General features: G+C 35.9%; 17 protein-coding genes. 4 read left to right on the forward strand and 13 right to left on the reverse strand.

Going from position 1 to position 22,510, the window contains the following annotated elements:
• Positions 1-30: 30 nt before the first annotated feature.
• From NSS81_RS10675 to NSS81_RS10730, 12 genes are all read right to left on the reverse strand, one after another.
• Complete coding sequence (locus NSS81_RS10675; protein ID WP_342433476.1) at positions 31-1,308, reverse strand: hypothetical protein; 1,278 nt, start codon at positions 1,306-1,308, stop codon at positions 31-33.
• Positions 1,309-1,660: 352 nt separating this feature from the next.
• Positions 1,661-2,758, reverse strand: a complete 1,098-nt coding sequence (locus NSS81_RS10680; protein WP_342433477.1) for a glycosyltransferase — start codon at positions 2,756-2,758, stop codon at positions 1,661-1,663.
• A gap of 121 nt (positions 2,759-2,879) precedes the next feature.
• A complete protein-coding gene (locus NSS81_RS10685) occupies positions 2,880-3,944 on the reverse strand; it encodes a glycosyltransferase family 4 protein (protein ID WP_342433478.1) in 1,065 nt (354 codons plus the stop codon).
• A 271-nt stretch (positions 3,945-4,215) separates the two neighbouring features.
• Positions 4,216-5,436, reverse strand: coding sequence for a nucleotide sugar dehydrogenase (locus NSS81_RS10690; RefSeq protein WP_342433479.1), 1,221 nt, complete (start codon positions 5,434-5,436; stop codon positions 4,216-4,218).
• Between the two features lie 22 nt (positions 5,437-5,458).
• On the reverse strand, positions 5,459-6,316 hold the full coding sequence (locus NSS81_RS10695) for an NAD(P)H-binding protein (RefSeq protein ID WP_342433480.1): 858 nt from the start codon (positions 6,314-6,316) through the stop codon (positions 5,459-5,461).
• Between the two features lie 12 nt (positions 6,317-6,328).
• Positions 6,329-7,546, reverse strand: coding sequence for a glycosyltransferase family 4 protein (locus NSS81_RS10700; RefSeq protein WP_342433481.1), 1,218 nt, complete (start codon positions 7,544-7,546; stop codon positions 6,329-6,331).
• Positions 7,543-9,324, reverse strand: coding sequence for an alginate lyase family protein (locus NSS81_RS10705; protein WP_342433482.1), 1,782 nt, complete (start codon positions 9,322-9,324; stop codon positions 7,543-7,545). The genes NSS81_RS10700 and NSS81_RS10705 overlap by 4 nt, the downstream gene beginning before the upstream one ends.
• A gap of 17 nt (positions 9,325-9,341) precedes the next feature.
• Entirely contained in the window at positions 9,342-9,995 is a 654-nt protein-coding gene (locus NSS81_RS10710) for a sugar transferase (protein ID WP_342433483.1), read from the reverse strand.
• 190 nt (positions 9,996-10,185) lie between these two features.
• On the reverse strand, positions 10,186-12,012 hold the full coding sequence (locus NSS81_RS10715; protein WP_342433484.1) for a nucleoside-diphosphate sugar epimerase/dehydratase: 1,827 nt from the start codon (positions 12,010-12,012) through the stop codon (positions 10,186-10,188).
• Positions 12,013-12,448: 436 nt separating this feature from the next.
• The gene (locus NSS81_RS10720) at positions 12,449-13,210 is read right to left on the reverse strand and encodes a CpsB/CapC family capsule biosynthesis tyrosine phosphatase (protein WP_342433485.1); all 762 of its coding nucleotides are present in this window, start codon (positions 13,208-13,210) and stop codon (positions 12,449-12,451) included.
• Between the two features lie 78 nt (positions 13,211-13,288).
• Positions 13,289-13,933, reverse strand: coding sequence for a CpsD/CapB family tyrosine-protein kinase (locus tag NSS81_RS10725; protein WP_342433994.1), 645 nt, complete (start codon positions 13,931-13,933; stop codon positions 13,289-13,291).
• Between the two features lie 46 nt (positions 13,934-13,979).
• A complete protein-coding gene (locus tag NSS81_RS10730) occupies positions 13,980-14,729 on the reverse strand; it encodes a Wzz/FepE/Etk N-terminal domain-containing protein (protein ID WP_342433486.1) in 750 nt (249 codons plus the stop codon).
• Between the two features lie 502 nt (positions 14,730-15,231).
• Between NSS81_RS10730 and NSS81_RS10735 the strand changes: the two genes are divergently transcribed.
• Both NSS81_RS10735 and NSS81_RS10740 read left to right on the forward strand, forming a co-directional pair.
• A complete protein-coding gene (locus NSS81_RS10735; protein ID WP_342433487.1) occupies positions 15,232-16,038 on the forward strand; it encodes a hypothetical protein in 807 nt (268 codons plus the stop codon).
• 154 nt (positions 16,039-16,192) lie between these two features.
• Positions 16,193-17,125, forward strand: coding sequence for a LytR family transcriptional regulator (locus tag NSS81_RS10740; RefSeq protein WP_342433488.1), 933 nt, complete (start codon positions 16,193-16,195; stop codon positions 17,123-17,125).
• Between the two features lie 53 nt (positions 17,126-17,178).
• On the opposite strand, the gene NSS81_RS10745 is transcribed toward NSS81_RS10740, so the two are convergent.
• Complete coding sequence (locus NSS81_RS10745; RefSeq protein WP_342433489.1) at positions 17,179-17,331, reverse strand: hypothetical protein; 153 nt, start codon at positions 17,329-17,331, stop codon at positions 17,179-17,181.
• A 395-nt stretch (positions 17,332-17,726) separates the two neighbouring features.
• Between NSS81_RS10745 and NSS81_RS10750 the strand changes: the two genes are divergently transcribed.
• Both NSS81_RS10750 and NSS81_RS10755 read left to right on the forward strand, forming a co-directional pair.
• A complete protein-coding gene (locus tag NSS81_RS10750; RefSeq protein WP_342433490.1) occupies positions 17,727-20,807 on the forward strand; it encodes a S8 family serine peptidase in 3,081 nt (1,026 codons plus the stop codon).
• 625 nt (positions 20,808-21,432) lie between these two features.
• Positions 21,433-22,485 (forward strand): LysM peptidoglycan-binding domain-containing protein, encoded by a 1,053-nt coding sequence (locus NSS81_RS10755; protein ID WP_342433491.1) that lies wholly within the window; start codon positions 21,433-21,435, stop codon positions 22,483-22,485.
• The last annotated feature ends 25 nt before the right edge of the window (positions 22,486-22,510 follow it).

Raw genomic sequence — 22,510 nt, forward strand, 5'->3', positions numbered from 1 at the left:
GCAAAAACGACTTATATGATTTTATAAATGTCACTTGCTAATACTAGAAATATTTTTTTCATTTTCTTCGCCTTTTTGTTCGTAAAATATAAGGGAGAAAATAATTGTAAAGAATATAGATGCAAATTGTCCCATCCCAGAGAACAAAATATTATTTAACAAAAATAATATTAATAATGCAAAATATTTTTGTGTATTTTTCAAAGAATACTTAATAAATGATATGAAATAAATGATTGTAAATATAAGTCCAAACTTATATATCATCACAAAGACATTATTATCTGACACTAATTTTTGTTCGTGGCCTAATCCAAAGAAGCTAAAGAATGTATTATTAGATATAAGTTCGTACAAATTTGTAAATGGGGCAACCAATCTAAAATATAAGGAGAAATTCTCATCCAAATTCACCCCTTGAAACACTCTTGCAAAATACTGTATGTTGTATTTTATCATCAATGAATACATGCATATCAACGTAAATAATGTAGCTATTAACATTAATAAACTTACAACTATATTTTTTAAAGATCTATTTCTAAATAAGTAATAAATCATCAAAATTAGGAAAACAATAATTCCGCTCCTCGTTAAACTCGCAATATTAAAAAGAAGAATAATTATAGAATAAACATACTTATACTTTAAATTTTTCGTAAAAATAATATATATAATAATCCCTAAATATGCAGAGAAAGCAAAGGAAGCATTAAACAATCCTGTCAATCTCATAGGGATGTTGCCTCCTTCGGTGGCAGTAAAAAAGAGTGCACCGATACCCCAACTACCAAAAAAGCTTTTAAATTGAAGTAAGGCATTTATAAGATGGAATGGAATTGTCCATAATATTACATTATATACCTTTATCTTTAACGCATCTTTGTGCAAAATTACTTTCCCTAACGTAAATAAAATAATCAAATCCATAAAATAAACAAAAACAAAGTATAAGTTAGTTCCAGCTACTTCACCACTTAGTACCCCTTCTATATAGTAAAAATCTCCAAATAAGGATATTTCATCTGAAAAAAAGTAGACTAAGAAAGACGAGAATATATAGCTAAAAAACAGAAAGAATCCTTCTATTTTTATATTAAAATCTTTTTTTATTACCATTGATAATAAAATTAATATAAAAATAGTTAATTTTAATACATCAAGGATATATTTAAGTTCGGGAATTATTAAAGGTAATTCATTTACTATTCTTGAATAATAATCAAAGTAATCTCCAAATAAACATATTAAAAAAATATATGCTGGAATTAATTTGTGTAAAATGTTTTCTATTTTTATATTTGTCATTTACTACCTATTCCTTATAGTCTCAAAATATAAGCTATTCAACTGTTTTCTTATTAAAAAACTATTGAAAAATCAATTGAAATTCACATAATTTAATTTTGATTATTTTGTCTAGAAAACTAAAGAAAGCACAGAAAAACTATGCATAATATTCTTCGAATGCAAAGGCAGCTGTTGCCGAAACCCGATTTAAAACTTTCCATGCCTATTTAGACGTAGGATACCGATTTAATCAAAGAAAATTCTAATGTGAATGGGTTTCGCTTCGATTTTACCGGCATAGAACAATGTAATTTATATCGGAATATTAATTTATTTCTACAGTGATCCTATATCATAAGTCAACGAATCTTTATCCATTATTAAAACACTTCTTATACAGTTTTACATATTGTTTTTTCATTAATTGTACAGAATACTTTTCAGACGCAATTCTTGCATTATTGCCGATTTCCTTACGAAGTTCACTATACCCAATCAGTTTAAGTAAAGCTTCTGCAATTTGGTCTTTACTTGGGTCAACTAGTAAACCTGACACGCCATCTTCGATCATGTCAGGAATTCCACCTACACCTGCAGCTACTATTGGTAACCCCGTTGCCATCGCCTCAATTAAGGTAATAGGCATCCCTTCCCATAGTGATGGAAGAACAAATATATCCGCTTCTTTATAAAAAGGGGATACATCTGATTGCAACCCTAAAAACTCAATAGATTCTTCCAATTTTAATTCCTTTACTTTCTCTTTAATTTCTTGTTCTAAATCACCTATTCCAATAAGTTTTAAAACTGTATTCGGAAAATTATCTTTTACAATTTTAAAGCCTTCAATTAATGCTATGTGATTTTTTTCTTTACTGAAACGACCTACATGAATAATATTTACTATGTCTTTACTTTCTTGGTAATCTCCCCTTGGAATAAACCTTTCTAAATCTATACCATTGTAAATCATTGGTACTTGATTATCTAAGAAACTGTATTCCTTAATTACTGACTTTTTTACAAGTGGGCTTATTGATACTGGAGTAACCTTAAAATTATTATAGAATAATGAATGTAGTTTTCTTTGTGTTTTTGACACTTCCTTATCCGCAATACTATGGACGGTATGAATTCTAACCGGTATTCTAGCCAATAAAGCTGCAGGGATGACATATTGCATTGCATAGCGGTGTGTGTGTACTACATTAGGCTTTTCTTTTAAAAATAATCTATATAGTCGTATCAATATCTTTAAATCTAGCCCTATTTTTTTTCCTAGATAATATAATGGTACATTTTTTTCCTCTAATCTCTTTGTTATTGCTGTTTGTTCAGTAAATAAACTAACCACACTGACTTCGAATCCATCATTTACTAAACTAGTTACTAAATTTTCTAACATAATTTCCGCTCCAGCAAGGCCTAAATTCGGAATAATTTGCATAATTTTCAAATTTTCATTCATCAAAATTACCTTTCAAATTAATTGGTATTCAATAATTTAACATTATAGTAACCAACTTTATATTTTTCTTTACAGGTTATTTACTACATCCTATAAGTTATAGAATTAGATAATTATATAATTAATCCACATCATATAATTGATAATAACTTTCAATATACTCACTTTGTAAATTACCAAAATAACGAGCTTTAATTTTTTCCTCATCAATATTTTTAATTGCATCCAGAACTTTATTATATAAGTCTGATGCATCTCTTGTCTTAAAAGTTACGGTTCCCAATGGTCTCTCTACAACATCACTTGCAATACATGGAGTACCCGAATACAATGCTTCTCTTATTGATAAAGCATCCCCGTCAGTATTGGTTGGTCTTAAAAAAATATCTACATATTCTAATAAAGGAACCATTTCTACTCCCTCAGTAACAAAAACAAAGTCTTTTTCAATTCCGTATTCATGAATACGATTAATTAACTTATTATAATAATCATTATTAGTTACATGAGGTAACATAAAAATAAATCCAACACTATATTTTGTTAATTCCTTAATTTTTTTCATTAATTCTATAGTTAGATCGATACCGTATAAATCCTGATTTTTAAAAGTTACAATCCTTGATGCATTTGCACAGAGAATAATTTTATGGCTTATTATAAAATTGTCAATTTTTAATTCCTCTAAACTTTTTTTGTTAACCACCTCAGGCCTTTTCTCATAAGGAATAAACGCAGGAAGCACAGTAAATTTTTTAGAAAGGCTTTTATCAAATTGAAGTAAATCATCTTTTATTTTATTACTTACAACAATTACTTTATATGAATTTCTAAATATAAATTTAATCATGCTAACTTCTCTTTTACTTAATTCAGCCTTGTTTGGTCTAAAACTATGAACCGTTTGAATATACTTTATCCCAACTAGTTTACATAAAAACGTAATTATCACATTTAACCTAATATCAAAAACATGATTATGGACAATATACTGAGATGATTTTCTCTTTGAATTTCCCAGTAACTTTAATAATAGTATTCCGTGCTTTAATCTATTTTTGGTTGTATCAATTTTATAAATACTATATTTATTCTCAAGCTTGTTAACCAGCCTAGATAGATGGATTGAAACACCTCCAACCGGTGGAGGAAAAGGGCCAATCATAATAATTGACTTTTTACACATTCTACGATCTCCAATACTTAATATTATTGTTTCATAAGATTAATCAATTAAACTCTTTCGAGAATAACCTTTATTATTATTCTCTTCAGTAAGAATAAAAGTAACAGGATATGAATTACTTACCTAACTCATTTTTTCATATTACATTTATCTTTCCTGTTGGTAATGTGGAGGCAGGGTACAAGCATTCACTAAAGGGACATTTTAATTGCTTCTGACCAAGTTCTAAATCCATTCATCAATTTTCTTTCACTTTCCGACGAAATTTAAATTATAATTTATATGAACCTTCAAACACACAGATATTTTTGGTATCAAGAACAAGCTTGTCCTTAATGAGATTCATATTGTTTTTAATATGATCATGCCCAACCATAACAACAAGGATTTCTATCTCATTTAAAAAGTCCTCAAAGTTCATAAATTGATGGTCAACAATTCTTGTTTTTACAAAGGGATCAAATACCTTAACACCAAAAGCCAAGTGCTCATCCATTCTTTCTAATAATTGGAGTGTTGGGCTTTCTCTTGTATCATCGACATTTTCTTTATAAGCCATTCCATATAAACCAACCTTTGAAATGTCTTTAATATTATGTTCTCTCATAATATCTCTGATTCGTCCTAGGACATGTCTAGGCATAGAATCATTTATCTTACGGGCAGCCAAGATAAGGTTTGTTAAATCTGGGTAGTCACCTACTAAGAACCATGGATCCACTGAAATACAATGTCCACCAACACCTGGACCTGGTTGTAATATATTGACTCGTGGATGTTTATTTGCAATTTTGATAATCTCATATACATCCATATTATCTGTACGACAGATTTTCGCTAATTCATTTGCAAACGCAATATTGATATCACGATAAGTATTCTCTATTACTTTAGACATCTCAGCAGATCTAATATCTGTTATAACAATTTCAGAATTACAAAAATTAGTATATAATCCTTTGATTTTCTCTCCAATTTCCGGATCATCTGCACCTATCGTTCTTGAGTTATGTTCAAGTTCATAGATCATATTACCTGGAATAATTCTTTCAGGTGCATGTAACAGATGTACGTCTTTGCCAATAATAAAATCTCTTTTTTCTATTTCGGGACGAACATATTTATCAATTGTCCCCGGTGAAACAGTTGATTCAATAATTAACGCTGCGCCTTTTTCACAGACATCAAGAATACTATTTACTGCAGAAATAACATACTTAGGATCAAGCTTTTTACTATCCTTAATATAAGGTGTCGGAACTGCAACAATATAAGTATGTGTCTTCTGATATTCAGTAGAAAATTGAATTCCACTTGAAAGAGCCTCTTGAAAAAGTTCCTCTAAACCATCTTCTTCAAACGTAAGCTTGCCTTCAGTTAATGAATTTACTAGATTACCATTGTAATCAGTTCCCACTACCTTAATCCCACTTTTTGCAAACATCAGAGCTGTGGGAAGACCTATATAGCCAAGTCCAATTATGTTTATCATATAAGTACCTTCCTTCAAGAAATTAACTATATTCTATTTCACGTTTTATTCCCTCTTCAAAACTCAATGGATAATACCCTAAGTCTTGCTTGGCGTCTTCAAAAGAGAAGTCTTTGTTTTCATTAAGCCTTAGTACCTGTTCTGCCTTCAACTTCGGTTTATTTGTTGTCTTTTCATACATTTTTAACAAGTTATAGCTTAGTTTCATAGGTATATGGATTTTAACCACTTTTTTACCTAACGCCTTACCTGTGGCATCAATAACATCATTATAGGTAAGAGGCTTAGCACCCGAAATATTATAGGCTTTTTTAATACTAACTTTGTTTTCATAAGCACTTACTATTGCATTAGCTAAATCCTTCACATAAACAGGTTGTTGCAAGTATGTTCCAGTGCCTAATATCGGGAGTACCGGTAATCTTTTTAAGTACTTTACTAATCTCCACATATTGCGATCTTTCGGAGTTCCATAGATCATTGTTGGCCGAATAATTGTATAATCTAAGCCACTTTCTTTAATCAGTTTCTCAGCCGCTAAACGAATCCCTTTGCTATCAGGATTTAGCTTTGTAAATATTCCCGTAGTACTAACAAAAATAGACCGTTTAACACCCATCTTTTCACATGCATTAATTATGTTAGGTGCATGTCCAAATCCTAGTGAAGCAATATTAATCAGTGCCTCTTTCCCCTTTAAGGCATCACATATTGACTTATAGTCATCTAATTCTCCATATACATAATTAACGTTCAATCGTTTGATCTTTTCAAGGTTACTAGTCTTTCTAACAAAACAAGTAACCTCATGACCTTTTTGTACTAGTTCTTCCAGAACAAACTCACCTAGAAAACCTGTAGCCCCTGTTAATAAAATCATACTAATCTCCCTCTATATCTCACTTATTATCTCCAAATATTCCTTAGCAAGGTTCTTTCTAGAATAGTTCTGCTCAACAAAAGCTGGTCCTTTTTCTTTAAGTCTCTCATATAAGACCTTATCGTTTTTAATCTTAATAATTGCATGCATGATTTCTTCTGGATTATCAGGTTTTACAACTTCAGCAGCCTTTGATTCATTTAAAATATCTGCGGCTTCTCCTTCTAGGCTTGCAACAATCGGAACACCGCACGCCATTATTTCAAACATTTTAGATGGAATAAACGTCTTAAATAATTCAATATTCTTTAAAGGAATTAAACAAATATCAGAGGTATTGTAAAATTCCGGTATCACTTCTTTAGGCTGAGAATCAATAAACGTAACATTGCTAATGCCCTGCCCACTTGCAATATTCTTTAATTTATCTTTTTCAGCACCTTCTCCAATAAATAAAAAGTGAATATCCATATATTCCTTTAGAGAGTTTGCAACCTCTAAGATTGTACTTAAATTCTGAGATATCCCATGTGCACCCACGTAAGAGATAACGAATTTGTTTTCCAAGTTATATTTATCTATGATTGAAATACTTTTTTCCCTAGGATAAAACATCTCCTGATTTACCCCATTTGTTATGACATGTACTTTGCTGCCATCGATACCTCTACTCACAACATTTTCTTTGAATGATTTCGTCACCATTATTAGTCTCTTACTCTTTCTGTAAAAAAACAGCTCCATTTTTTCTAAGATATTAGTTATGACACCCTTTTTCATAACTCCTAATTCAATCATCGCTGCAGGCCATAAATCTCTAATTTCAAGAACAAACGGTGCTCTTTTTATTAAGCTATACCAATACCCTGAAAAAATAGAAAAGAAGGTAGGGGAACTAGTTATTATTACATCTGGTCTTTTTATTTTTTTCATTGAAATCAAAACAGAAGAAAACATGAATGAGATATGGCCCAGCGTCTTTTTAATAAAGCCTTTATTAGGAGTCGCATATACATAATTTCTATGTACATGAATACCGTCCATCTGTTCATATTTATATTTCAAACCCTTATATTTATCCGGTATAACTCCTGTCGGATGATTCGGGAAGCATGTAACGACATGAACCTCATTGCCAAGTTCTACCCAATGTCTCGCCATTTCATATAATCTTGCTGACGGCGCCCCAATCTCAGGAGGGAAAAAGTGGCTTATTACTACTATCTTCATAGCTTATCTCCCAATTCTTGATAATTTATATTTAGTTCTTTTTCACCAATTAGCTTGATACCTTTTTCTGTTTCTATAATTTTATTTTCATTAGAACTAAAATCTATTAAATAGCCAAAAACCTCTTTGCCTACATCTCTTTGAAATATTAGATGCATATTTTCTTCTTTTGAATTAAATTGTTCAGAGTACCAACCCTGCTCCAAATCAATTTTACTAATGCCTATTGGAGTCAATTTAATAGTTTCTTTATTGTTGACAATATGTGTGATATTATTGTCAATACTTACACTTGTTTCAGGTACAAAATGTAAGTAACTTTTGATATTACCATCTGATATTGCATTTACATAATCTAAAACAATTATCTTATTTTCATCTATATACCCGATAAATCTTTTATGTTCAGTTCCATGATATGAAACATATGACCCTGCATAAAATTCGATATTCTTGTATATAAATTGTTTTCTTCTTACCTTATTAATTCGTTTTGCCACTCTGAAACTTCCCCAGAACTGTGATTGCTCTTGAGATGAGACAGAAACAGTATTGTGAGCTTTCGTGCTCCTAAAGAAATCTCTCCATTCTCCACTTTCATACCTGAATGTCCCAGAATTAACAATGAGAGGTGATCCATTGCTTGAAAGCTCAAAGCTCAAAGCATCACAATGACCATGCGCAGGTAAATAGGTTGGACAAATTTCTCCAGTATCAAAAATCAACTTTTTATTCTGATCTTTGATAATATAAAAGCCACTTTCATTTGTACTAGTATTGCTTTGTGGAATTAACTTAAAATACCTTTTACAAGCTTCTAAAAGACATTTATAATCCTTACTCACTCCATCAGCACTATCATTAAAAGCCGGTGTCTTACCAAAGTTCTCCTCAAAGCTATACGTTACATCAATCATCTTTTGGATATAGGTAATTAATTGTTTATATACTCCGTCATCCTTTAACCAGTAAGTAATTTTGATTAAATCTTCTAGGATAATTTTGTGATACATAGGACTTAATTCAAAATGCATTCCATCTTCAAGGACTTGTTCCTTTAATTGCTTCAATAATTCTTTTTTAAACCTGTTCTTTACCTTTGTATCCTCAAAAAAAACACTTCCAATAATAAGTGCTTTTATATTTTCAAAGTAATGATTTCCTAAAACGTCTTTTTCAAGATTAGTTTGTAGATATTTATATTGTAGGTATATTGAATCCCTAAAGCTCTTTTCAAAGTCATTATCTGATATGATTTTATCCCTTAAGATTTGGTAGGTAGTTATCCAATTCGTAATTCGTAATGAAATCGTATATGGATGCCATCCATCACCATGTGCATATGGATTATTTTCAATCCAATTTCCAATTAAATCTTTAAACTTGCCATAGTATTTATCTTGTTTATTCTCTTTAGAATACACATAAGCTAATTTATATAAGTACTCAAAATAATGTAAATTGTATCTCCACAAATGCTGTAACTCTTTGTTATTCCATGCATTTGATAATTCAACATGTTTTGTTAAATTAATAAATTTAAACTCATCTTTTAAGATGCCTTCAATACTAAACCTATCTAAATAATCTTTATCAAAGTCTAATTCAGGAATAACGTAATTGAAGTCTTCCCTGACTTTAAGTTCACCAGGTATTTTTGCTAATAATAGTTTTCTTTTATATAGCTCCCGTTTTAACCTATTAAACACTCTATAATACATTTGTGAAGGTTTGAGATACTTTATTGTGTTTATATATAATGTAATTTTGTTATCCATCTAAAAGCACCTCATCATTAGCCCCAATTTTTTTCATTGGCTTTCCTTTTTGTAGCAGCAACCTCTTTCTTTGCAGTTGCTCCAGTACCACCCTCTACAACCCCATCGGTCCTAATTATACTTAAAATAGTCCCTAAAAAACATTTAACATCCATTAGGAAACTCAATCTCTCGACATAAACACCATCAAGATTTGCTTTAACTTCAATAGGCAACTCATCCCGACCATTAATCTGTGCCCAACCCGTTAACCCAGGATAAATATCATTCGCCCCATACTTATCTCTTTCTGCTATCAAATCATATTGATTCCATAGACAAGGACGTGGACCAATAATGCTCATTTCACCTTTTAAAATATTTAAGATTTGTGGAAGCTCGTCCATGCTAGTTCTCCGCATAAACTTTCCCACTCTAGTAATATAGCTTTCTGGATTCTCCAAAAGGTGAGTCGGTGTGTCTTTAGGTGTATCAATTTTCATGGTTCTAAATTTAAGGATATAAAACTCAGATTTACTTTTTCCTATCCGGCGCTGTTTAAATATAATAGGTCCCTTCGAATCCAGTTTGATCGCTATTATCAATAATAGGAAAACAGGTGAAAGCACGATTAATCCTACAAATGATAGAAAAAAATCTACCAACCTTTTTGCATATCTTTTATAAATCATCTTTATCTCCGCCCCAGTAAACAAAATGCCATATTATTTACAACCTGACCTTTTTAACATTCAATATTTTTTCAAAAATGAACAAAATCTTTCCTTAACGATGGATCTTGCAATGAAAACTCAATTGACGTCTTAACAATCAAATAATCAAACCGAAAGGTTTGCATCTTTAATTCTTTTAATCCCTTACTCACCTTTCCTCAGCTAAAACAGAAACCCTCTCAAATCGATTATTAGCCACACCAATCAAAACATCATGCATCTCAGTCTCCGTCATTTCCAACAACCCATTAACAAGTGCACTTAAAACCTCATTCTCAAGCACATTCGCCTTCCCAATATGAATCTTCGGAAACACCTGCTCTGTATGTACTTCATTCTCATTCAGCAACTCTTCATACATCTTCTCCCCAGGACGAAGTCCCGTAAAACGAATTCCGATTTCTTCTATTGAATAACCAGAAAGCTTGATCACATTTTTCGCGAGATCAATTATCTTAACTGGCTCACCCATATCAAGCACAAAAACCTCACCACCACGAGCCAACGACCCAGCCTGAATCACAAGCCGAGAGGCTTCAGGAATCGTCATAAAATAACGTGTCATATCCTCATGGGTAACCGTCACCGGCCCACCAGCTTGAATCTGCTTCTTAAATAATGGAATAACACTACCACGACTACCCAAAACATTCCCAAACCGAACGGCAACAAATTTCGTTTTACTATTCTTAGCTAGACTCTGAATAATCATCTCCGCAAACCGTTTCGTAGCCCCCATCACATTCGGAGGATTCACCGCTTTATCAGAACTAATCATTACAAAAGTATGAACACCGAAGGTGTCCGCCGCCTCCGCAACATTCCTCGTACCAAAGATATTGTTCTTAACCGCTTCACGTGGATTGTACTCCATCAACGGTACATGCTTATGCGCTGCAGCATGATAAACCACAAACGGCTTATGCTCTTCCATCACATCCAATATTCTTGCTCGGTCTTGAATATCACCAATCACTGGAACAATATCAATTTGTTTTTGATAGAGATTACGCAGCTCCATATCTATTAGGTAAATACTATTTTCGCCATGGCCAACGAGAACAATTTTACTAGGATTGAACTTACAAATCTGCCGACAAATTTCCGATCCAATTGACCCACCAGCACCTGTTACCATTACGGTTTTCCCTGTGATATTTTCGGAGATACTTGTAATATCTAACTCTACCGGTTCTCTTCCTAACAAATCCTCGACCTGAACCTCACGGAATTGGTTTACCGAAATCTTTCCAGTCATCAAATCCTCTAATCTAGGGATGATTTGTGTTTTTGCTTTTGTTTTTGCACATTCATCAAAGATCCGCTTTAACTCACTTTGTTTTAACGATGGAATCGCAATCACGATATTATCAATTTGGTATTTCTCCACGGTTTGTTCAATGTGGCTCGAATCACCCGCTACGGGTATTCCGAGAATATCTAATTTGTATTTCATCGGGTCATCATCAATAAATGCAACCGGTTTTAAATCAATCTCATGGTTGTTTAGTAATTGCCTCGCAACCATTGTCCCGCCAGCACCTGCACCAATTATTAATGTCTTTTTAATATTTTCCTGCTTACTCATAATGTTGTCGCGGAACATTCGCCATGAAAACCTTGACCCGCCAATCAACAACACATGGAGCATCCAGGTAATCAACAAGGCTCGTATATACGTATTACCAAATACTAATATTTGCATCACGGATGTAGCGATAATCGAGTACGTCACCGCTTTAACAATGACAACTAGTTCGCCGACACTCGCATATTGCCACGCCTTGTTATACAGATGATAAATAGCAGCAAATAAATGATGGCAAATTAATAACGTAACAGCCGTAACGAGCAACATCGGAATCTTGAAGATTTGTAATGTTGGATAAAGCGTCCAATAACTTATGTAAATCGCCGTTAACACAATAACAGAATCCAAAACAGCAAGCGCCGTCAACCTCGTCCGATAACTCATCTCATCATCCTCCTTTTTTATTATTGGTTATAGTAAAGAACTAAAGAATTATTGTTGGTTTTTTATATTGTTTGAACCATGTTGATTTGCGCGTAAGGTGCGAGACTCATGCAGGAGTAAGGTGCAGGGGAGACCCCACATGCGCTTTAGCGCCGAGGAGGCTCCCCGAACCTCCTGCGGAAAGCGAAGCACCTGGAGAGAAAATCAACATACTAGTATAAAAACACCAACAAATTAAGCTTTTAAGACAAAAATAAATACCTAATGGAAACGCATGTGATAACACTTGTCCTTTCATTAGATATTTATATTTTTTTCTATTAAACTTGGCATTAAACCTTTCTTTGTGTAACTTTACTCGAGTATTACATCAATAACAGACATATAGCACCATAGCGATATTAAAAATACCGTTTATTCCTACCAGATTAGTAGGTTAAAAGAATAAAAATCTCTTTTTCCTTCTTACTTGTTCTGGAATTTCTTTGATGACGTTCTTCCCCTCAACAAGTAGCGCTGCATTTTCCTCAAATAGATAGACCATTTCGTTCCCGTACTTTTCTTCAATGATGTCGAAGGCTTCTCTCATCTTAAATGAACGACTTGTTACGTTATGAGCATCGGATGCGATAAAATGAGCTAAGTTTGCTTCAATTAATTGTTCGGAAAAGGTTTTAATTTTTTTACCGAAATAACCGCAAAGGCTTGAGGCCGTTACTTGTGTTAACGCACCCTTTTCGACCAACTGAAACAACTTCTCTGGACGTTCGATTAGTTCCGAGTTTCTCTCGGGATGAACGATAATCGGTGTAAGGCCCTTTAATTGAATGTCGAATAAAAGCTTCTCTGTATATCTTGGAACATGGTTTGACGGGAATTCAATAAACACATATTGACTGCCATTCAAGGTTTGAATCTCGTCCTTGTCGTAATCCTCAAGAATTTCACCATAAATTCGAGGCTCCTGTCCAGCAAGGATCGTCAAATTCACATTCTCTGCTTTTAAAAATTGATTGAGCTCTGAAACTTTTTCTAGAATATTTCGTCTTCTATTATTATACTGACTATTTAAATGAGGGGTGGCAATGATGGTGTGGATTCCTTCACTGACCGCTTGTTTTGCCATCATAAGACTGTCATTTAAATCTTTCGCACCGTCGTCAATTCCTGGCAATAAATGACAATGAATATCAATCATCACGCCAACCTCCTCTAGTAAACTAGTAAGTTATTATTTTCACATAGGGAAATAGATATGTTCATTTAACTACATTTATTATTTCGCACCGTAATAATAGTAATAGTTTGTGTTCTCAATCTTTTTATTGTTCAGAACGACACCTAACAATTTACTTTGTGCAGTATCAAGTAGTTCCTTCGCTTTTAGTGCCATTTCATTTTCTGTCTTCCCACTAGAAATAACAAGGATCGTTCCCCCGCATTTATTTGCTAGAATTTGCGCATCTGTTACAGCCAATAATGGTGGAGTATCAAAGATCACTAAGTCAAAAAATTCCTGTGCATCTAGGAAAAATTGCTCCATCGCCTTTGAACTTAGTAATTCGGCTGGATTTGGCGGAATTGGACCACTTGTTAAGATAAATAAGTTATTTTCCTGTGATTCTTCCACAGCATTGATTAATGTCGCTTGTTTTGTCAATACACTTGTTAAACCATATACGTTTGACATATTAAATGTATAATGAGCGGTTGGTTTTCTCATATCAGCGTCCACAAGTAGGACCTTTTTCCCTTGTTGCGCAAAGACTACCGCTAAATTTGCTACCGTAGTTGACTTTCCTTCACCAGGTCCTGACGATGTAACCATCAATGTTTTCACTTCTTCGTCAACGGTAGAAAATTGAACATTCGTTCGGATGGTTCGATATTGTTCAGAAATCGGTGATTTCGGATCAAACATCGAAATCAATGTCCTTCTATTACTTACCGGTTTCTTTTTATCCTTTTTAAGAGCCAATTGTCTCACCTCTCACTCGATTACTGCGTTCTGACCGTCTATTCTTACTATCTTTTATATCCTCATCACTCATTGTCGCTATCACACCGAGTACAGGTACTCCGAGTAGCTTCTCAATTTCTTGCTCAGTCTTCACTGTGTTATCTAAGAACTCTAATAGGAAAGCAATCCCCACTCCCGCCATTAAGCCAACTACCATCGCAATCGCGATATTAAGTAGTGGCTGAGGTTTGATTGGCGACTGATCTTCTACTACTTCTGCCTTTGCCAGGACGCTAACGTTATCAACACTCATAATTTTTACAATTTCTTCTTTAAAGACATTTGCTACGCTATTAGCAATTTGTGCGGCTGTTTCCGCATTTTCATCTGTTACAGAAACGTTGACCACCTGTGAATCCTTTTCATTAGCAACAGTAATTTTTTCGTTAAGCTGACCAACTGTCATGTCTAAATTTAGGTTTTTTATGACTAAATCAAGAATAGCGTTGCTCTTTATAATTACATTGTAGGTATTAATCAACTGAAGATTGGTTTGAATTTCATTATACTGAAAGGTAGCCTGGTCACTTTTTGATTGATTGACAAGCAATTGTGTTGAGGATTGATAAGTTGGTGTTATCAAAAAATAGCTAACTACACCGCTTAATAATACGGCTATGAAGGTTATACTCAAGATCAAACTTATTCGTTTACGTAAGGTTTGATATAATTCTTTTAAACTAATCGTTTCTTCCATGGTGTCCTCCCATTTATTATCCAAAAATGCAAGCAGAAACCATTATAGCATATATTGCCATATATATCTGTTACATTCGACATATTTTCGAGTTTATTTCCTTTTGACCTAACTTATTATACATCTATTTGTAAGATTTTGTAGTATTTAATCGAAATTGGAAGTGATTTCAATGACATATTTCCTACATGAAAAGGAACACTTCTTTATAAGTAACTACTTTTAACGCATTTCTTCCTATTATGTATAAATAACCATACCCCTCTCATCTTTTCGTTTTCCTCACCTCGGTTGCTGATTAAAATGGAAATTATGCATATAAAATGAATTATATCACGAAGTGTTGAGTAACTTTGTTCCACTTTTCGACTTTCTTCCTACCATTATTTTTTGCTCTCTTCTATATTTCTGATCTACATTGTAGTTTTTTGTAAGTTATAATCGAATTGAGAATATATTCTGTTATAATGGATATGGAAAACTATTGGGAGGTCAAATATAGATGATGAAAAACATTTTTACTGTGGTGCTTGGAATCGCTTGCTTAGTTGTCCTTTATCTAGGTAATTCGTATTGGTCCCAACAAAATCAAGCATCCGTAAAGGCTAATAATTCCTCCGAGGAAAAAGAAGTGGAGAAGAGTGAAACGAAAGTGACGGACGAGCCAGATGTCTTGGCTTATACAAAGAATTGGCCAACTGCAGCGATTGATCGGTTCGAGCAAACAGTAAAGGAAGAGACCACCTTCAAGATGCTATTTGTCGGTTCTCCCGCGATTGAGGATACATATGAAGTAGTGAAAGAGAAAATGTTGAAGTCGTTTGGAGAGAAAAACCTTCAACTAGCTATGAAGACATATACTACTACCACTACTCCTCCTACTACTAAAGGATGGATAGAAGATAATAAACAAGAGGAAATCATCGCTGAAGAAGCAGATTTGATTGTACTAGAACCCTTTCTTTTACTTGCTAATGGACATGCTACGATTGATGTCACATTAGACCGTTTAACATTGTTGATGGAGGATATTCAGGCTGCGAATCCTGAAACCATCTTCATGATCCAACCATCCTATCCACTTCTTACGGCAACGATTTACCCCAATCAAGTGGCAGAGTTGAAAGCATACGCAGAAGAGAATCAAATTACCTACCTTGATCACTGGACCGTTTGGCCAGAACAAGGTACCCAAGAACTGAGTGATAGTTTACTCCCTGACCAAAGTGGACCAAGTGAAATAGGCATCAAATTATGGAGCGACTTTTTACTGAACTATTTCATTTCTGATGAAAGCGAATCAATTTGATTCGCTTTTTTTCTATAAAATCTAGTTATTACCAGGACACTAGTTGTACGTGTCCATAGAATATCCACCAATTTCTTCTATCTATTTACCTGCCTTTTTGGTATTCTGTTTAATAGATTTTAAAAAAATGTAAATTTTTCGGAGGATTAGTCGAATGAGATCAGATAAAAAACGCAGAAAATGGTTGAAGGTTACCGGAATTGTCCTTCTTGTCTTATTGGTTGTTGCAGGCGGCTATGCCTATACCGTCTATCAATCTTTAAAAAGCGCAGTCAATACGATGCACGAGCCAATTGAACGTACGTCAGAAAAACGTCCCGAACCTGTTGAACTTGTGGAAAAGGATCCCTTCTCCGTCTTAATGCTCGGTGTCGATTCAACGACGGATAAAGGCCGTTCAGACACGATTATCGTATTAACCGTAAACCCGACTACCAATTCAGTTAAAATGCTCAGCATTCCCCGTGATACACGTACGGAAATTGTCGGCAAAGGCTATGATGATAAAATTAATCACGCCCACGCGTTTGGCGGAGTCGAGATGGCGATGGATACCGTTGAAAACTTCCTCGATATCCCGATTGATTATTATATGAAGGTGAACATGGAAGGGTTTAAAGACATCGTTGATGCCGTTGGGGGCGTAACAGTCGACAACACGCTTGATTTTTCTGTTGAGAAGGTAAATTTTCCGCTTGGTGAGATCACCCTAAATGGTGAAGAGGCTTTAGCATTCACTAGGATGCGCAAACAAGATCCGAACGGTGACTTTGGTCGTAACACACGACAACGTCAAATTATCCAGGCGGTAATCAAAGAAGGTGCCAGCATTTCAAGCTTAGTTAATTTCTCTGATATCTTTCAATCCGTTGGCACAAATGTAAAAACAAACCTTACCTTTGATCAGCTAGTCGATATCCAAAAGAACTACAAAACGGCCAGCAGCAACATCGAACAATTAGAAATAAAAGGCAGCGGCACTAAAATAAATGGCATCTATTATTTAGCCATTCCTCAAGAAGAACAGCAACGAATTCAAAATCTACTTAAGACAGAATTAGAACTAAATCAACACGCAAAAAACTGATTGGGACTCCCAGTCAGTTTTTTATTAGGAAATTTTCTTTGCCATTCTATATATTAATTAACCTTCATATTTCTAAGGTCGATTTTTAACTCTTCCATCAGCTTTTGGACAGTCATTCCTGTCTCATTTAGACCACGTTCATAGGCTCTTTTTATGATCTCCGAGAATTCCTCTTGCAAATCCTCATTATTTTCCTTCAATCCCATTCGACAAATATCTCCTTTCCCACGCTCTCGTTCCTCCCATTCTATTAAACTTTCGTAAATTTGTAAATAAAATGTAAAATATTAGTTTAATTTGTTGTAAGTATTTGCGTGATTAGACACAATTTGGGAGCCAAGGTGTCGGTTCTCATAGTTTTTCTACCTAGGAGAGACGCACGGGCTTTTGGATGATAGTAAATTACACTAAATAGCACCATTCTAATTTTACATAGCTTACTATACTTTGATGAAATCCTACTATTTTCCGAAGCAAAACAACAAATCCAAATGTTGAATTTTGGCAAATTATATATAACTTTGACTATTAGTATTGTAAAATATGGGTATTGTTTACGACAATATTCAATTACTATTTTACTAGATAGGGGTTCGGCTAGATGTATAGAAAAAAAACGCTTAAATGGCTAGTGTCTTTCCTTACTTTTTCACTGATCATCTCTTCGGCTTTCACAAACATTGGAGCTGCCTTAGGGACAACAGCATTTGCTGGTAAAAAGGATGAAATGCCTAGTTCAAAAAAGGGGAATACTAGAAACGCTCAAGCTGACGAATTAATTGTAAAGTTCAAGAATACGACCTCAGCAGCGAAGTTGAAAACGAAACATTCTCTTAAAACGAACCAAAAGCTTAAGTCAATTGGTGCTGAGGTTGTAAAAGTTGCAAAAGGTTCTAGTGTTAGCCAGCTAATGAAAACACTCAAGGCTGACCCTTCTGTACTCTATGTGCAGCCAAACTACACCTATACGAGATCTGGTATTCTAAACGACCCTTCCTTCACTAAATTATGGGGATTAGATAATACAGGGCAAGTGGTTAATGGACGCCCTGGGGTGGCGGATGTTGATATCGATTACTCTGAAGCGATCGGGGCGTTTACGAATGTAACGAACCCACAGCAGATGGTTGTTGCGGTGATTGATACTGGTATTGACATTCATCATCCTGACTTACGCGATAACATTTGGGTAAATCCCGGTGAAGTTGCTAACAACGGTGTGGATGATGATGGAAACGGATATATAGATGATATAAATGGCTGGGATTTCTACCATTCCGATCAAACCGTCTTTGACCCACAAGATTTGGATGATCATGGTACGCATGTGGCTGGAACGATTGCTGCTAAAAGCAATAACGGCATCGGCATTACCGGGATTGCCGCCAATGTAAAAATACTGCCCTTGAAGTTCTTGGGACCAGATGGTGACGGGTATACTTCTGATGCGATTCTTGCCATAGAATATGCAGAAAGCATGGGTGTCAAGATTGCCAATTTGAGCTGGAGCGGATCAGAATATGACCAGGCTCTAAATGATGTGATTGATCAAACAAATATGCTTTTTATAGCGGCTGCCGGAAATGACGGACTTAATGTCGACCAACAACCTGAATACCCTGCTAGCTTTGAAAGCACCAATATTATTTCTGTTACTGCGATTGACAACTCTGGTAATTTGGCGGATTTCTCGAATTATGGATACCAGAATGTCGATATAGCTGCACCAGGTGTTAATATTTTAAGCACGGTTCCGATAGTATTAGAACAAGGGGTAGCTGCGGAGATTTTCAATCCATCACAAAACTACAAAGCTATTTTTAATGGAATTGGTTTTGAATATTTCAATGCTACCGATCGACAGGCTGTCTTTAATAAAGCGACTAACTATTTAGGGTTAACATCCAGTTCGACCATTTTGTTGGTTCAAGATGATGAAGCGGATGTTGGTAACATAAACTACTTACCTGTTTATACTTCATTATTAACGAATGCAGGCTTATCCTATAACGTTAAAACAGTTTCAGCTTACGAGAATGGCCCGGATTTAGCCACTCTAACTGGGTACGACGCCGTGATTTGGTTTAGCGGAAACGCTATGGGGCAAGAAAATCCGAATTTGACCTCTGAAGATTTAAGTTCCTTGGAGCAATTTTTAAAAAGAGGCAATACGTCATTATTATTAAGCGGCCAAGATTTACTCTATCGCAATGAAGACACTTTCTTTGTTACCGATACGCTGGCTCTTTCCATTAACGGGGAGGGAGAATCAAGAGCACAAGTAACTGGGGTAAAGGGTACAACCTATGATGGTGCTTCGTATCGTGTGAAATCTGCGCCGTATGTTGACTATATAACTAGTAATAATAGTGCTATAGCAAAAGTAAACTTACTTTTCCCTGGGGACACAAACTATGATAATGCTTATAGCTATTATCAAGGGACCTCAATGGCAGCACCTCATGTAACCGGTGTTGCGGCACTGTTAGCCGGCAAACACCCTGACTGGGAACCGGAAAAATGGAAAAATACGATTCTAGCAACTGGCGATAGCCTAGCATCACTATCCGCCAAAGTCCAAACAGGCAAAACACTCAATGCAGCAAAAGCCTTAGCCTACGTACAAGACGAAATCGCGCCAAGTTTACCTATAGTAAACATAGTTACCGATAAAGATACTTTGGTGACAGGCACCGCGGAGGCAGAAGCTACAGTGGAAGTAAAAGTCAATGGTTCGGTGATTGGAACGGCTGTTACGGGGTCAGATGGAACCTATTCGGTTACCATCCCTGGGCAAAAGGCTGACACTGTGCTGGTTGTTACTGCTACAGATTTGGCCGGAAATGTCAGTGAGGCAACTACTGTTATCGTCAAAGATGTTACTGCTCCAAGTTTACCTATAATAAATATAGTTGCTGATAAAGATACTTTGGTGACAGGCACCGCTGAAGTTGGTTCTACTGTTCAAGTTAAAGTTAATGGTTCTGTGATTGGCTCTGCTACTGCAGGCGCTGATGGTAATTTTATGGTTTCCATTGCTAAGCAATTGGCAGGAACTGTTTTAGTCGTAACGGTTGCAGACAAAGCCGGCAACGTAAGTGAAGCAGCAACACTTACCGTCGTGAAATCTCCTGCCACCGGCTGGGTATTTGAAAGCGGCATTTGGTATTATTATGACTCGGTTAATTTTGAGAAGAAAACAGGCTGGTTCGCTGTAGGTGCTACCTGGTATTACTTTAATGCTAAGGGCGAGATGCAAACCGGTTGGGAGTCCGTTGGCGGCGTTTGGTATTACTTCAAGAGCGGCGGTGCGATGCAAACCGGATGGTTGCAGGACGGGTCAACTTGGTATTACTTCAAGAGCAGCGGTGCCATGCAAACTGGCTGGCTGCAAAGCAGTAGTACTTGGTATTATTTCAAGAGCAGTGGGGCAATGCAAACTGGCTGGCTGCAAAGTGGCAGTACTTGGTATTATTTCAAGGGTGGCGGCCAGATGCAAACCGGCTGGCTACTGATCGGTTCGACTTGGTATTACTTCAAACCAGGTGGTGCGATGCAAACTGGCTGGCTGCAAAGCGGTTCAACCTGGTTTTACTTCAAATCAGGTGGCGCAATGCAAACTGGCTGGGCAACCATCTCAGGTAAGCGGTACTTCTTTGATCAAAGTGGCGCATTAAAATAATTTTCTGCAACAAACCCAATTTCATTTGAAGTTGGGTTTGTTTTTTTGGAAAAGTTGATGAGTCATTCCGCGGGTTTTGCTAATTATTCCGCGAGAATTCGTATTCATTCCGCGGAAAACCGCCAACATTCCGCCAGCTCCCATTTTTCTCGTGAGCCAGGGGGACGGTTCGTTCTCGTGGCTTTTTTACCTAGGACGGAGTGAAGCACTGGTCGGTTCTCGGGCTTCATTTTTGTTTAAAGATGGGACGAAAACCGCCCCTCTGTTTTCTTTTTATAAGATTGTTGAATGCTGTTGGAATTTAACAGAAATTTGGATAAAAAATAAAAGTTGTATTTTTTTGGGGAAATCGGAACAGACTATTCTAGGGTTTTGTAAAGATGCTGTCAAGAATTGCAAATTATTAAACAAAGTGAAGGAATTTCATGGTAGAATATGTACAATATAACAATAAAAAGCAATAAGCGCCCGTTTAGCGACGTATGGACTGGAGCGCTCCGCATGAGATAAAGGAAACACGAAGAGCGTTAGCGATTCGATGTTGACTTATCGTAAGGAGGAGAGCGAAGTCCACTAGTCGCTGGGCGCTGGTGCTAGATTCAGAAAATTAGAGGTGAATTTCTAGATGAAGAAGACCATTGTCCGCGCCGTATCGACAGCAGCGTTCCTTTCGACTGTTTATGCCGGAACTGCATTTGCCAGTGAATACACAGTCAAAAAAGGCGACACCTTATCGGGTATTGCCTTACAGAACAAAACGTCTGTTGCAAAAATAAAGACCTTGAACAGTTTGAAATCTGATACGATCTACGTGAATCAAAAGCTGAAGCTTAGCGAGGAAGCCGTATCCACTCAACCAGCAGTGACGGCACCTGTCCCAACCGTTACAGCTAGTGTGTACACAGTCAAAAGCGGTGACTATCTAGGCAAGATTGCAATGGAATTCGACCTTACCGTTAAGGAATTGAAGAAGCTCAACAATCTTACCTCTGATTTGATTTATCCAGGGCAGAAGATGAAGGTTTCATCCAATCCTGTAGTGGTCACCCCGCCGACCGTTGTTACTCCGCCAACAGTGGTGACACCACCACCAACAACCACACCGAGTGTCCCAACAACAGCGGTGACAACTTATACTGTTAAAAGCGGTGATTATCTCGGGAAAATTGCCAGTCAATTTAAGGTAACCGTACAGGAACTAAAAACACTTAACGGCTTGAAATCAGATATGATTTTTATCGGGCAAAAGCTATCGGTTGTTGCAGCGGCTGGGAACCCGCCAACGCAAGAAGTAACGGCGCCAGTAACAGATGTAATCACGAATCTAATCAAGACCGCTAAAGGCTTAATGGGGATCCCCTATGTGTGGGGCGGCAGCACCGTGAACGGTTTTGACTGCAGCGGCTTCATCTATTATGTCGCGAACAAATCAGGGCTGAAAGATATCGGACGTACCAACGCAGAAGGCTACTACAGCCGGTCCTACTATGTGGACAAGCCACAACTAGGCGACCTTGTCTTTTTTGAAAATACATATAAAAAAGGAATCTCACACGTCGGCTTCTACGTAGGCGATAACCAATTCATCCACGCCGATGAAAAGGCTGGGATTACCATTACCAACTTAAACAACAACTACTGGTCCAAACACTTTGATGGATTTAAGAAGTTTTATTAGGTGGGAAGCCAGGGGGACGATTCGT

This window comes from Neobacillus sp. FSL H8-0543 (assembly GCF_038592905.1).
Lineage (GTDB): Bacteria > Bacillota > Bacilli > Bacillales > Cytobacillaceae > Neobacillus.

Excerpts from the sequence above, each read along its gene's own strand:
- NSS81_RS10675 (WP_342433476.1), bottom strand. The coding sequence starts at position 1,308 with ATGACAAATATAAAAATAGAAAACATTTTACACAAATTAATTCCAGCA.
- NSS81_RS10680 (WP_342433477.1), bottom strand. The coding sequence starts at position 2,758 with ATGAATGAAAATTTGAAAATTATGCAAATTATTCCGAATTTAGGCCTT.
- NSS81_RS10685 (WP_342433478.1), bottom strand. The coding sequence starts at position 3,944 with ATGTGTAAAAAGTCAATTATTATGATTGGCCCTTTTCCTCCACCGGTT.
- NSS81_RS10690 (WP_342433479.1), bottom strand. The coding sequence starts at position 5,436 with ATGATAAACATAATTGGACTTGGCTATATAGGTCTTCCCACAGCTCTG.
- NSS81_RS10695 (WP_342433480.1), bottom strand. The coding sequence starts at position 6,316 with ATGATTTTATTAACAGGGGCTACAGGTTTTCTAGGTGAGTTTGTTCTG.
- NSS81_RS10700 (WP_342433481.1), bottom strand. The coding sequence starts at position 7,546 with ATGAAGATAGTAGTAATAAGCCACTTTTTCCCTCCTGAGATTGGGGCG.
- NSS81_RS10705 (WP_342433482.1), bottom strand. The coding sequence starts at position 9,324 with ATGGATAACAAAATTACATTATATATAAACACAATAAAGTATCTCAAA.
- NSS81_RS10710 (WP_342433483.1), bottom strand. The coding sequence starts at position 9,995 with ATGATTTATAAAAGATATGCAAAAAGGTTGGTAGATTTTTTTCTATCA.
- NSS81_RS10715 (WP_342433484.1), bottom strand. The coding sequence starts at position 12,012 with ATGAGTTATCGGACGAGGTTGACGGCGCTTGCTGTTTTGGATTCTGTT.
- NSS81_RS10720 (WP_342433485.1), bottom strand. The coding sequence starts at position 13,210 with ATGATTGATATTCATTGTCATTTATTGCCAGGAATTGACGACGGTGCG.
- NSS81_RS10725 (WP_342433994.1), bottom strand. The coding sequence starts at position 13,933 with ATGTTTGATCCGAAATCACCGATTTCTGAACAATATCGAACCATCCGA.
- NSS81_RS10730 (WP_342433486.1), bottom strand. The coding sequence starts at position 14,729 with ATGGAAGAAACGATTAGTTTAAAAGAATTATATCAAACCTTACGTAAA.
- NSS81_RS10735 (WP_342433487.1), top strand. The coding sequence starts at position 15,232 with ATGATGAAAAACATTTTTACTGTGGTGCTTGGAATCGCTTGCTTAGTT.
- NSS81_RS10740 (WP_342433488.1), top strand. The coding sequence starts at position 16,193 with ATGAGATCAGATAAAAAACGCAGAAAATGGTTGAAGGTTACCGGAATT.
- NSS81_RS10745 (WP_342433489.1), bottom strand. The coding sequence starts at position 17,331 with ATGGGATTGAAGGAAAATAATGAGGATTTGCAAGAGGAATTCTCGGAG.
- NSS81_RS10750 (WP_342433490.1), top strand. The coding sequence starts at position 17,727 with ATGTATAGAAAAAAAACGCTTAAATGGCTAGTGTCTTTCCTTACTTTT.
- NSS81_RS10755 (WP_342433491.1), top strand. The coding sequence starts at position 21,433 with ATGAAGAAGACCATTGTCCGCGCCGTATCGACAGCAGCGTTCCTTTCG.